This is a genomic window from Bacillus sp. FSL R12-0074, from assembly GCF_038005725.1.
Taxonomy (GTDB): Bacteria; Bacillota; Bacilli; order Bacillales; family Bacillaceae_G; genus Bacillus_A; species Bacillus_A mycoides.
Map to the genome: position 1 here is coordinate 4,083,541 of NZ_JBBOTR010000001.1, position 12,694 is coordinate 4,096,234.

16 protein-coding genes are annotated in these 12,694 nt (G+C 35.9%); 2 read left to right on the forward strand and 14 right to left on the reverse strand.

All coding sequences use genetic code 11. The annotated features are described in order from the left end of the window. Positions 1-140 precede the first annotated feature (140 nt). Complete coding sequence (locus NSS97_RS21135) at positions 141-347, forward strand: hypothetical protein (protein ID WP_002129020.1); 207 nt, start codon at positions 141-143, stop codon at positions 345-347. A gap of 51 nt (positions 348-398) precedes the next feature. Here NSS97_RS21135 and NSS97_RS21140 read toward each other — a convergent pair whose 3' ends face one another. Together NSS97_RS21140 and NSS97_RS21145 are read right to left on the reverse strand one after the other, a co-directional pair. Next, a complete protein-coding gene (locus tag NSS97_RS21140) occupies positions 399-1,517 on the reverse strand; it encodes a tripeptidase T (protein ID WP_002015107.1) in 1,119 nt (372 codons plus the stop codon). A gap of 124 nt (positions 1,518-1,641) precedes the next feature. Next, entirely contained in the window at positions 1,642-2,187 is a 546-nt protein-coding gene (locus tag NSS97_RS21145; protein WP_044442662.1) for a GNAT family N-acetyltransferase, read from the reverse strand. 187 nt (positions 2,188-2,374) lie between these two features. Between NSS97_RS21145 and prli42 the strand changes: the two genes are divergently transcribed. Further along, entirely contained in the window at positions 2,375-2,467 is a 93-nt protein-coding gene (gene prli42, locus NSS97_RS21150) for a stressosome-associated protein Prli42 (RefSeq protein ID WP_000549036.1), read from the forward strand. 90 nt (positions 2,468-2,557) lie between these two features. On the opposite strand, the gene NSS97_RS21155 is transcribed toward prli42, so the two are convergent. The 12 genes from NSS97_RS21155 to bfmBAB all read right to left on the reverse strand — a co-directional run bounded on the left by NSS97_RS21155 (position 2,558) and on the right by bfmBAB (position 12,686). Continuing rightward, the gene (locus tag NSS97_RS21155; RefSeq protein WP_002088543.1) at positions 2,558-2,797 is read right to left on the reverse strand and encodes a DUF3894 domain-containing protein; all 240 of its coding nucleotides are present in this window, start codon (positions 2,795-2,797) and stop codon (positions 2,558-2,560) included. A 64-nt stretch (positions 2,798-2,861) separates the two neighbouring features. After that, on the reverse strand, positions 2,862-3,422 hold the full coding sequence (locus NSS97_RS21160) for a L,D-transpeptidase family protein (RefSeq protein WP_107886370.1): 561 nt from the start codon (positions 3,420-3,422) through the stop codon (positions 2,862-2,864). Between the two features lie 16 nt (positions 3,423-3,438). Further along, positions 3,439-4,407 carry an aromatic acid exporter family protein gene (locus NSS97_RS21165; protein ID WP_002033971.1) on the reverse strand — a complete coding sequence of 323 codons (969 nt, stop codon included), beginning with the start codon at positions 4,405-4,407 and terminating at the stop codon, positions 3,439-3,441. A 100-nt stretch (positions 4,408-4,507) separates the two neighbouring features. Continuing rightward, the gene (locus NSS97_RS21170) at positions 4,508-5,230 is read right to left on the reverse strand and encodes an amino acid ABC transporter ATP-binding protein (protein ID WP_341113977.1); all 723 of its coding nucleotides are present in this window, start codon (positions 5,228-5,230) and stop codon (positions 4,508-4,510) included. Continuing rightward, positions 5,223-5,882: an amino acid ABC transporter permease gene (locus NSS97_RS21175; RefSeq protein ID WP_016100640.1), complete on the reverse strand. Its 660-nt coding sequence runs from the start codon at positions 5,880-5,882 to the stop codon at positions 5,223-5,225. The genes NSS97_RS21170 and NSS97_RS21175 overlap by 8 nt, the downstream gene beginning before the upstream one ends. Positions 5,883-5,918: 36 nt before the next feature. After that, a complete protein-coding gene (locus NSS97_RS21180; RefSeq protein WP_044442658.1) occupies positions 5,919-6,698 on the reverse strand; it encodes a transporter substrate-binding domain-containing protein in 780 nt (259 codons plus the stop codon). A 250-nt stretch (positions 6,699-6,948) separates the two neighbouring features. Continuing rightward, on the reverse strand, positions 6,949-7,362 hold the full coding sequence (locus NSS97_RS21185) for a BrxA/BrxB family bacilliredoxin (RefSeq protein WP_002015097.1): 414 nt from the start codon (positions 7,360-7,362) through the stop codon (positions 6,949-6,951). A gap of 143 nt (positions 7,363-7,505) precedes the next feature. Further along, a complete protein-coding gene (locus NSS97_RS21190) occupies positions 7,506-7,964 on the reverse strand; it encodes an NUDIX hydrolase (RefSeq protein WP_107886369.1) in 459 nt (152 codons plus the stop codon). Positions 7,965-8,037: 73 nt separating this feature from the next. Then, entirely contained in the window at positions 8,038-8,742 is a 705-nt protein-coding gene (locus NSS97_RS21195) for a YetF domain-containing protein (RefSeq protein WP_107886368.1), read from the reverse strand. 106 nt (positions 8,743-8,848) lie between these two features. Beyond that, positions 8,849-10,027, reverse strand: a complete 1,179-nt coding sequence (locus NSS97_RS21200; protein ID WP_000831174.1) for an FtsW/RodA/SpoVE family cell cycle protein — start codon at positions 10,025-10,027, stop codon at positions 8,849-8,851. A gap of 340 nt (positions 10,028-10,367) precedes the next feature. Next, the gene (locus NSS97_RS21205; protein ID WP_107886367.1) at positions 10,368-11,687 is read right to left on the reverse strand and encodes a 2-oxo acid dehydrogenase subunit E2; all 1,320 of its coding nucleotides are present in this window, start codon (positions 11,685-11,687) and stop codon (positions 10,368-10,370) included. Positions 11,688-11,702: 15 nt separating this feature from the next. Next, positions 11,703-12,686, reverse strand: coding sequence for a 3-methyl-2-oxobutanoate dehydrogenase subunit beta (gene bfmBAB, locus NSS97_RS21210; protein WP_000290070.1), 984 nt, complete (start codon positions 12,684-12,686; stop codon positions 11,703-11,705). Positions 12,687-12,694: the final 8 nt, after the last annotated feature.

A 12,694-nucleotide genomic window follows, 5' to 3' on the forward strand; every position in this document is an offset into this window, starting at 1 on the left:
TACTCACCCCTTAAAGAACATTTGTTCCTTCATTATATCAAATTTCTTTACACGTTATAATAATTATTGGCTTTTCTCTATCTATTTTTTGCTATACTGTACGTAACAAATGGATATTATTGTAAAGGAGGTGAATCGTTATGAAACAACATAATAAACTCAATTATGTATTTATTATTATTATAGTAATCCTTGCGATTAATTATTTGTTACTTCCCCTTTTTAACATTAACATTTACGCTTTAGGAATCTTCTCTCATTTCATACGTTTTGCAACAACTTATGTACTTCCGTGGGTCTTCTTATATTGGCTTATCCGCCTTGTGAAAGCAATTGAATCAAAATAAAAAAAGACGTGTAAACCATAATTGGTTCACACGTCTTTTTGACTTTATTACTTACTTCGCTACTTCTTCGATAATAGCTACAACTAATTCTGCTGTTTTCGCTAATTCTTCAACAGGAATTTTTTCATTTGTTGTATGAATTTCTTCATAACCAACTGCTAAGTTAACTGTTGGGATACCATGTCCTGCGATTACGTTCGCATCACTTCCGCCACCACTTTGGTGAAGAGAAGGCGTACGACCAATGTTTTCAGCTGCACGTTTCGCAACTTCTACAACGTGATCGCCAGCAGCAAACTTAAATCCTGGATACATAACGTTTACTTCAACGTCTGCATGACCACCCATTTCTTTTGCAGTTGTTTCAAATGCTTCTTTCATTTTTGCAACTTGTGCTTCCATTTTCTCATTTATTAAAGAACGAGCTTCTGCAAAGATTTGAACATGATCGCAAACGATATTTGTTTGTGTACCACCTTCAAAACGTCCAATATTTGCAGTTGTTTCAGAATCGATACGACCAAGTGGCATCTTTGCGATTGCTTTTGCTGCGATAGTAATTGCAGATACACCTTTTTCTGGTGCTACGCCAGCATGAGCTGTTTTCCCGCGAATAATCGCATTCACTTTCGCTTGTGTTGGCGCTGCAACTACAATTTCACCAACTTTTCCATCACTATCTAATGCATAACCATATTTTGCTGTAATGCGCTCGCGATCTAACGCTTTTGCGCCAATAAGACCAGATTCTTCTCCAACTGTAATAATAAATTCAATTTTACCATGAGGAATGTTTTTCTCTTTTAAGACACGAATTGCTTCAAACATAGATGCTAATCCAGCTTTGTCATCGGCTCCTAAAATTGTAGTACCATCTGATACGATATATCCATCTTTAATAGAAGGCTTAATTCCATTACCAGGAACTACTGTATCCATATGAGAAGTGAAATAAATTGTATCAACACCGTCTTTTGTTGCTGGTAAAGTACAAATTAAGTTACCTGCACCATGACCAGTCACACCCATCGTGTCATCCTCAAATACTTCTACACCTAAAGCAGTAAATTTCTCTGTTAACACTTTGCAAATTTCTGCTTCAAATTTTGTTTCAGAATCTACTTGTACTAACTCCATAAATTCATTTACTAAACGTTCTTGATTAATCATAAGACTGCGCCTCCTGCACTACCATTATGTATGTAACAACATTAATTATAACAGAATTTCGCAAAAGTTTCGAAATACAAGACAAAAAACAGATGGTTAACACATGATACCCATCTGCCTTCTATTACTCGTTTAACAATACCCAGCGCATATGATCTTCCCAGATGCCATTTACCATTAGCATTTTTCGAGATACACCTTCATATTGAAATCCTATCTTCGTCACTACTTGTATAGATGCTAAATTTCGTGGCATAATTGGTGCTTCTATACGATGTAAATGAAATTCTTCAAAGGTAACTTGAATTGCTTTTCTAAGCGCTTCTGTTGTGTAACCTTTATTCAATTCTTCCTTATCTAATTTATAACCGAGTACACAAGATTGATAAATTCCGCGAACAATTAGATTAAATGAAATACATCCAATAATTTTTGTATCATCACCCTTTTTAAAAATCCAAAGCCTGATAATCTTGCCTTCCGCGAACTCTTTTCTATCCTTTTGTAACTTTTTCTTTTGATAATCTAACGTGAAAAACCCCTCCGGTCTATACTCTTCCCACGCTTTTAAAAATTCACGATTTCTATCGTAATATTGAAGAACTTTTTCCGCATACGACTCATCAATTTCTCTTAAATGTAAACGATCTGTCTCGTATATTTTCATCATTGTATCTCCATTCTTCAGCTTGCATAAAAAAAATTAATAATCTATCTTTTAACATATTCTCTACGTATGCTCAAATTTCCTGTAATATTTTGCACCCCCTTCCCGAATTTTGTCCTTTCTCTCCCCTTGTCCACAATTTCATTTCTCGTTACAATGAAATTGTACTGATTTGCAAGGAGGTTTAACGATGCATAAAAAAGCTCAAAAAATTATGGTTTATATAATGCTAATTTCTATGCTTGTAACAACATTACTTACTGGCGCAAGTATGTTTTGGTAAAAAGGACGATTCACTCGTCCTTTTTTTACTGCTTACACATACAAAATAGACCATCTCGAAATCGAGATAGTCTATCTTGTAATGAACATTTTATTTTATATATATTACAATTGCTACAATGCTAAAGGAAAAGGCCATTACAAGTGCTATTACAAAACTTGTATATTGTTTCTGCTGAAATGCCCCAATAACAAAAGTAAGATTGAGTAATGCCATAAATACAATCGCTACAACGTAAGAACATATATTAAAAGTTGCCAATATGAATGTAATAACAAATAGAAAACCAACACAAAACTGCATGTAAGAAATTTTTGGATTTAAATACATATGAGCAACCCCTTTACTCAATTATCTTTATATATTCTCATTAACGCATGGTTATGTACACATGTCAAGACAACTTATAATAAAAGAAAAAGCCAACCGTTCCGTTGACTTTTCCAAATACTATGGCCCCTTTTTCCTTCGCCAATTGCTGAAATGTTTTTTTCGATTTCACAATCGATACTTTCGTTCCAATTGGAATACGATCAAACAAATATTCCACATCATGTTTCTTCATTCTTATACATCCTTGCGAAATATATTTTCCAATTGAACTAGGTTGGTTTGTCCCGTGTATCCCATACTTACTTCCATCCGTTCCTCTTGCATTAAATCCCATCCATCTCGATCCAAGTGGATTTTTGGGAGAGCCCCCAGGAATATCCTTCGCAATATAATAGGGATCCTTCGCCTTCAATACAATGTCAAAGGTTCCTTCTGGGGTTAATTCATTTGTTTTCCCTGTCGCTACTGGAAAAACCTTTTGGATCTTCCCATCATCGATATAAGCTAGTTTATTCGTTGCTTTATTTACAATTATAAAAGGATCTCCAGCACGTGGGTTATCACCAAGAGGCCAGATCGGTGATAGAGAAAGACATAATAATAAAGAAAGAAGATACGGCATATATAGTTCCTACCTTCTAAATAAGTTCTTTTATATTATCCTTTCCCTTAAAACGACTTTTAATGAGTAAATATTGCTCCATCTCATAAACAAGTTGAACAAGTTTTGCACGTATTTCAAATTCTTCTCGCGAGACTGGTAAAGGCATTTCTCTAAATACTTCTCGCATTTCTTGAAGTTGTCTTAACGAAATGACCCCTGTACTTTCAGGTCGAATAGAATTCCCTATATTTTCAATTACGTCTGCAATCATATCAGCTTGTTCATACGTCCAAGATAGTGATGCAGCTAATGGTATCATGCGCTCCAAAATTTCAAATTGTTGCATACGCATATCAAAATACCGATAATAATAGTCATCTTCACGCATAAATTCATTCTCAAGTTTTTTAAATGATAAATCTTTCGCTTCTTTCAGCATCATTTCTGTTTCAATTAATTCGGCCCCACTCCAATTACTATCTCGATTCCGTAAATAAACGACCATTTCAAACAAAATCGTTCTGAAATGCTCTTCTATTTTTCCTTGATACTCTTTCAGTTTATTCTCACTGCTTGGCATGTACATGTTTACTAATAAAGCGACACTAATTCCAATCGTTAATATAGCAATTTCATTACCAACTATAGACCATGTAATTTGCTTTAATGAATACAGATGCATAACGATAACCGAACTCGTGACAATCCCTTCTTGAATTTTGCACATAACTGCAGTTGGAATAAAGGTAAGCAGTAATACGCTAATCGCAAGTGGTGTATAACCAATCGTTTCAAAAATACAAAACGCAAATACCATTGATAATACACAAGCTAAAAAACGGTGCAACGATACTTGAACGGATTTTCGTTTCGTATTTTGCACACATAAAATGACTAAAATACCAGCTGAACTATAAAATTCTAATCCTAATAACTGAGCAATAAAAACTGCCGCTCCCGTTCCAAGCGCTGTTTTCACTGTTCTATATCCAATTTTAAACATATCATTACTCCTATATGTATAAATGTATTTAAAAATAGTATAAAAAAAGGATGACGCAATGTCATCCTTTTCTACCTATTATTCACGTACCCTTCACATATTACAATATCTTTTGCAAAAATTCTTTTGCACGGTCACTTTTTGGTGCTGTAAAAAACTCTTCCGGATTACTATCTTCTACGAGCTTTCCACCATCTAAAAAGAGAACACGGTCTGCTACTTCTTTTGCAAATCCCATTTCATGTGTAACGATTGCCATCGTCATTCCTGTCGTAACTAATGATTTCATAACTTCTAACACTTCTTTCACCATTTCTGGATCTAGCGCAGAGGTAGGTTCATCAAATAACATAACTTCCGGTTCCATCGCTAACGCTCTTGCAATTGCTACACGTTGCTTTTGTCCTCCTGAAAGACGATTTGGATATGCATCTTTCTTATCTAATAACCCCACTTTTTCTAGAAGTTTCTCAGCTTTTTTTTCAGCTTCTTGCTTCGTTACTTCTTTTACATTGATAGGAGCATACGTAATATTTTCTAATACAGTCATATGAGGGAATAAGTGAAAATGTTGAAATACCATTCCGACATTTTCACGAACGTGCATAATATTTGTTATCGGATTCGTTACTTCTTCCGTTCCAATCCAAATGTGACCATCTGTCGGCGCTTCTAATACATTCATACAGCGTAAAAACGTTGACTTTCCAGATCCAGACGGTCCAATAATTGCAACAACCTCTCCTTTCTCAATCGTTGTTGTAATTCCTTTTAATACTTCATTTTTCCCAAATGATTTATGAAGGTTGTCAATTTTAATCACTTTTCTTCATTCTCCCTTCAATGGCTTTCCCAACTAATGTAAGAATAATTACTAATATATAATAAATAAGTCCAACAAAAAGTAATGGCTCAAGATATTTAAATGTTTCACCACCTACAATATAAGCACGGCGCATTAAATCAGTCGCTCCTATTACGGTTACTACAGCCGACTCTTTCGTAAGTGTCGCAAACTCATTCACAAGTGCTGGTAATATATTTTTTAAAGCTTGAGGAAAAATAATATTTCTCATCATTTTACTGTACGGAATACCTAAAGCCATTGCTGCTTCTGTTTGTCCTTTATCGACTGCTTGAATGCCGGCACGAATTACTTCTGACATATATGCACCTGAATTTAAGCTAAATGCAAGTACAGCTGCTAAAAAGGCTGGTATCTCATAACCCATCATTTGCGGAACACCGAAATAAATAATCATTAATTGTAATACTAGCGGTGTGCCACGAAATATTGACGTATAAATATCTGCTGCAATATTTAATACTCGTATTCTAGCAATTTTGCAAAGTGCTAATAACGTTCCTAAAATAAATCCTACCACAGCTGATGTAGCTACAATTTTCAATGTAACTTCTAATCCCTTTAATATATATGGTATTGAAGGCGTAATTGCCGAAAAATCTAGATTCATCCTTTTCATTCCCCTCACAGAAAAGTGAAAGGCAGCTTATTTTCCGCTGCCAAACCATTTCTTCACTAATTTATCCATTTCTCCATTTTCTTGCATTTTCTTAATTACTTTATTAAATTCTTCTGTTTTATCACTATTTTTCGGAAGAGCAATTGCTGCACCTACTTCTTCTGGTGCTTCTTGAATTTCAATTCCTTGTAGTTCTTTCATTTTTTCTAAATAATTTTTTGCAACTGTGTCTTCTATAATTGCAGCGTCAAAACGACCAGCTTTAATTTCTTGTACGATTTCTGGTATACGGTCACGTCCCTCAGCTTTGAAATCGACTTGTTTCTGAAATTCTTTTGCCTTTTCTTCTTGAATTGACCCTGTTTGTACCCCTACTTTTTTCCCTTTTAAATCTTCTAACGATTTAATATTAGAGCCGTTTTTTGAAACGATCATATTTTTAGCAACAAAATAAATATCTGTGAAATCAGCATTATTTTTACGCTCTGCAGTTGGCGTCATACCTGCCATAACGAAATCAACTTTTCCTGAATTAAGAGATGCTAATAATCCGCCGAAATCCATGTCTTTCACTTTCACTTCGTACCCAAGTTCTTTTCCGATATATTTGGCAATATCAACATCAAAGCCGATAATTTCATCACTTTTTGAAGCTTCCACGTATTCATACGGTTTATAGTCTGCTGAAGTCCCCATAACGAGTACTTTTTTATTTTCGCCATTCGCCTTTTCTTCCCCATTACTACAAGCACTGAACATACTTACAATTAAAATAAGTGCAAATGATATTGATAATAACTTCTTCATTTTTCTTCCCCCTAATAATGTATATTTAAAAGTTTAATAGAATATTTATTCGATGTTTGTATTGTATCAGCACTTTCATTTTTATGCAATATTTAAAATAAAAATAAATACAAAAACAGCATTAAAGCTGTTGTTAATGCATAAAAATATGCATAAAATAAAAACTTCCTGCATATTTAATTATTTTAAAAACTAAATAAAAAAGGCGGTACACCCACTTGATCGTGGACGTACCGCCTTTTTCTCTTCCTTATAGTTCTTCGCAATTATCTTCGAAATAAGATTGTAGTTTTGCAATTACTTGCATTGGTTCATGACCTTCAATTTCATGACGTTCTACCATCGTTACAATTTTTCCATCTTTCAATAACGCAAATGATGGAGATGAAGGTGGATATCCTTCAAAATATTCACGAGCTCTTGCTGTTGCTTCTTTATCTTGACCCGCAAATACCGTTACAAGGTGGTTAGGGCGTTTATCATAATGTACGGAATGTGCAGCAGCAGGACGAGCAATGCCACCTGCACAACCACATACAGAGTTTACCATTACAAGTGTTGTACCATTTCTTTTAAATGCTTCTTCGACTGCTTCTGGTGTCGTCAATTCTGTATATCCCGCAGAGACAATCTCTTCACGCGCTTGACGGACAACATCATTCATAAAAAAGTTAAAGTTAATCAATCTTTTCCCTCCTCTAATTCTACCTATTTGTATCTTACCAGTTAATGTTTATGAAATACAAGTAAGTTTACTTGTATTTAGGCATAGAAAAGGTGTTAGAGCCCTGATCTAACACCTTTTTGTCACTTTTCCATAATTTTCATATATTCAACAATCATTTTTTTATGCGATCCTACAATATAATCAGGTAGCTCTGTTACCGGGAAGAATGTAAGCTGAACCGCTTCTTCTTTATTCATAACAAAATTCCCTTCGTATTCATCGGTATAATAGGCTGTCGTTACGGATTGAAACTCATCACCGTTTGTTAATTTTGAAAAATAGTTCGCTCCAGAAAATACATTGATTAATCGGAGGTTCTTTACTTCTATTCCTGTCTCTTCATATACTTCACGGTAAGCTGTTTCTTCTGGTGATTCACCAAGCTCCATTAGCCCGCCAGGCAACCCCCATTTTCCGTAAGGCTCTGTTCTTTGCTGTAATAATACATATCCACTTTCATTTATAACGAGTACAACAGCACCAACTAAAATTAAAGGGCGATGACCAACTACTTTTCGTAATTCCTCTACATATCCCATGGAAACACCTCCCATTTTTTCGTTGTCCACACTATTGTATCATATGTATGAAACGACAAAATGCGTCTATTTTTCATTTTTTTAACAAAACATTTATTTTATGCGCTTCATCTACTGTAGCTAACATAATGGATTCGACTTCTGCACTCTTCTCTAGAAATTCTCTCGCCCACTCTTCTGTTTTTCCTACTAAAGCTAGAACATCTTGCTGAATCCTCCCATCCTTTACTAATACAAAAGAAACTGGAGATCTTCTTCCCGCCACTTTCAGATCAAGCCGCGAAACTGCTTCACATTCTGGATACTGAAATATAGAAACAACACCATTCGCTTCCCACAATGCTAATTTAATCGTTTGAATATCGCTCACATTTCGCATACGAAGTTCCGAAAATAAATATTCCACCGTAATTCTCGCTTTTTTCAAATTGCTAAAATCAATGGAACCATTATGTATAAGAATAATAGGTGCTGGCTCTAAAAAGCGTCTCCATCTATCCCATTTCAACATTAAGACTGAGCTTATAATGTGAAGTACAACGAGTATGAACGTTGTAATCATCGAGCCGAGTAACCCCACTTTTTCATCAGATAATGCGTTAGAAATATTCCCACCAAGCAATAATACTAATACGACATCTAAAAAACGAAGTTGTGCGATGGACCTTTGCCCCATCGCTTTCGCAACTAATATTAAAAATATGTATGCTATGATAGCTCGAATAACCCATTCACTATTAGATAGATGCCGTGCCCCTTCAAAAATATGCATATGCATCACTTTGCACTCCTTACCCGTCTCAAACTGCTATTCTGTTTTAGTTTGCAACGTTTAAGAGCATATATGTAAAAAAGCTAGTTCGTTTTTACACGAACTAGCTTTTTCACTTAACTGAAAACATATATTTTTTATACGTTTTCCGTACGGACAATATGAGCCCCATCATAATCATATTCGAGAATAAGGAACTTCCCCCATATGATAAGAAAGGTAATGCGATACCTTTTACAGGCATTAATCCAACGATCATACCGATGTTTTGGAATATTTGAACCGTTAGTATTCCTATTGATCCAGCACATAATAATGTACCAAATAAATTATCAGCAGAATAACCGATAATAATTGTTCGGTATAGTAGTAATAGGAACAAGAACACAACTAACGCCGCTACTATAAATCCACCTTCTTCGGCAATTGTAGCGAAAATAAAGTCAGTGTGTTTCTCTGGAATATAGACGTTCCCTTCACCGAATCCTTTCCCTTCCATACCTCCACTACCTACAGCTAAAATCGATTGCTGTGTTTGATAGCCTTCATTTGCATTCTCAAATGGATTTAGCCAACCTATAATACGTGATTGTTGGTGAGGTTTTAACAAAGTAACTAATTTATTAAAGAAGAAATCTGGATATTTTACAAATATAAATATTAATGTAGACAATATGGTCACCGGAATGACTGTACATAACGCAATTAATTTCTTTTGAATTCCTGACATAAATAAAATACATGCGATAGCTGCTGCATATAAGAACACCATACCTGTATCCGGTTGGCTATATACAACGGCCATAGGCGGGAGGGATACTAGCATAATTTTACCTACTAATTTTAAATCCGTTTGGAATGTCCTTGCCATATACTGTGCATTATGCTTCACTGCTATACTTGCTACTACAAGAAGCAATGCGATTTTGAAAAACTCGGATGGCTGAATTTGTCCAAGTACTGGAAAAACGAACCACCTTTTTGCCCCTAACTTTTCAGGTGTGAAACCTGATGGTGGTAATACTTTCAAAAGAATAAGTGAAGCAAACCCAGCAATATAAAGCGGCCAAGACAATTTTTGCAACTGATCTAAGTCGATGCTAGCAACAAGAAGTAACAATACAACCCCAATTATGTAGTTAACTCCCTGCTTCATAGCAAAGTTTGCATCTCCATACTGTCCGGTTTGCTGACTGCTATATATAGCAGTTATACTTATAACACAAAATGCACACAAAATTAAAATTAATTTTACATCTAAACTTTTTAGAAACTCGGTACTTCTTTTCATGACATCCTCCTGAAACATTGTTACAGCAAAATAAAAAACCAGGAGTCAACATTCTTCATGTTTTGACGACTGATTACACATTATCTATAAAACACTTATATAGAATAACTCTCTTTTTCATACAATACAATATATTATACTACAGTTTCGTCAGTAAGATTTGCCAAAAAAATTATTCTTTTCTTATTTTATATCTATATACCATATATCAGCAATGTATTTTCGTAAATTTCTAATACATACTCGTTCATTGTAAGATTGCCGGGAAAAGTGTTGTACATATAGTAGGATGCAAATGAAGAAATAAGATGATAAAAAGCTCGCATAAGCGAGCTTTTTATTAATATACAGATGTATTATTTTCTGACGTATTTTCTAGAATTTCTTTTACACGTCCTAAGAACTTACCACAAATTAGGCCATCTAGTACACGGTGGTCAAGTGATAAACATAAGTTAACCATGTCGCGAGCACCGAACATACCGTTATCCATAATTACTGGGCGTTTTACAATTGATTCAACTTGTAAAATAGCCGCTTGTGGGTAATTAATAATACCCATAGATTGAACAGAACCGAATGATCCTGTGTTATTAATTGTAAATGTTCCGCCTTGCATTTCGTCCGCTTTTAACGATTTCGTACGTACTTTTCCTGCAAGCTCTGTAATTTCACGAGCGATACCTTTAATCGTCTTCTCGTCCGCGTGTTTAATTACTGGTACAAATAGTTCATCCTCTGTTGCAACAGCGATAGAAAGGTTAATATCTTTCTTCTGAACGATCTTATCGCCAGCCCACATTGAATTGATTTGAGGATACTCTTTTAACGCTTGTGCTACTGCTTTTACGAAGAAAGCAAAGAACGTTAAGTTAAAGCCTTCACGCTTTTTGAAATCGCCTTTAATTGAGTTACGGTATGATACAAGGTTTGTCACATCTACTTCAATCATCATCCAAGCATGAGGTGCCTCATGTTTACTGCGTAACATATTTGCTGCAATTGCTTTACGCACACCTGTTACCGGAATCTCGATATCTCCAGGCATTGTCGGCACAGAAACTGGTTTTGCAGCTTCTACTTTTTGCGCTACCGGTGCTACTGCCGCTGATTTTGGTGCTTCTGGACGCTCTGCTACTGCAACAACTTCCTCTTTCTTGGCACCTGCTTGCGGAATATTTCCAGATTCCACTAGCTTTAAAATATCTTTACGAGTAATACGGCCATTTGCCCCCGTACCTTCTACTAAATCTAAATCAACGTTATGCTCGCCCGCAAGTTTTAAAACCGCTGGTGAAAAACGTGGTTTTCCATCAGTTGGTTGTTTTGCTTTCGGTGTTTTTTCAGGCGTAGTTATTTCTGCCTGTGGTTCTTCTTTCGTTTTTTCCTCTACAGTTGTTGCTGCTACTTCATCTGCGCCTTCTACTTGAATGACACAAACAACTTCACCTACGGCTAACGTTTCACCTTCGCCAGCTATTAACTCTTTCACAATACCAGTGAAAGAAGATGGTACTTCGGCATTTACTTTATCAGTCATTACTTCTGCAAGCGGATCATACTTATTTACGTGATCGCCAACATTAACGAGCCACTTACTAATTGTACCCTCTGTAACGCTCTCCCCGAGCTGGGGCATTGTAATATTTTCTACAGCCATGTATAGTCCCCCCGATTAAAATTCCGCAAGTTCACGCATTGCTTTTTCAACTTTATCTGGATTTACCATAAAGAATTTTTCCATTGTTGGTGCATATGGCATTGCTGGAACGTCTGGTCCTGCAAGACGTGCAATTGGTGCATCTAAATCAAACAGGCAATTTTCAGCGATAATAGCTGCCACTTCACTTATAATACTTCCTTCTTTATTGTCTTCTGTTACAAGAAGAACTTTACCTGTTTTAGAAGCCGCTTCAATAATCGCTTCTTTATCTAACGGATATACCGTTCTTAAATCAAGAATGTGTGCAGAGATTCCATCTTGTGCTAACTTCTCAGCTGCTTGAAGAGCAAAGTGAACACATAATCCGTAAGTGATAACAGTAATATCATCACCTTCGCGTTTTACATCTGCTTTTCCGATTGGTAATACATAGTCATCTTCTGGCACTTCACCTTTAATTAAGCGATATGCACGCTTATGCTCAAAGAATAATACTGGATCTTCATCACGAATTGCAGCTTTTAATAAGCCTTTTGCATCATATGGTGTAGAAGGGATAACAATTTTTAAACCTGGTTGGTTTGCAAACATCGCTTCTACAGATTGTGAATGATACAATGCACCGTGAACACCCCCGCCGAATGGCGCACGAATTGTAACTGGACAAGTCCAATCGTTGTTAGAACGATAACGAATTTTTGCTGCCTCAGAAACAATTTGGTTTACTGCTGGCATGATGAAATCAGCAAACTGCATTTCAGCGATTGGACGCATACCATACATTGCCGCACCAATTGCTACCCCAGCAATTGCAGATTCTGCAAGCGGTGCATCAAGCGCACGATCTTCACCAAATTGATCATACAAACCGTGTGTCGCTTTAAACACGCCACCTTTTTTACCAACATCTTCTCCTAAAACGAATACTTTCTCATCGCGTTCCATTTCTTCGCGCATTGCTAATGTAATAGCATCAATATAAGACATTACAGCCATGAAACGTT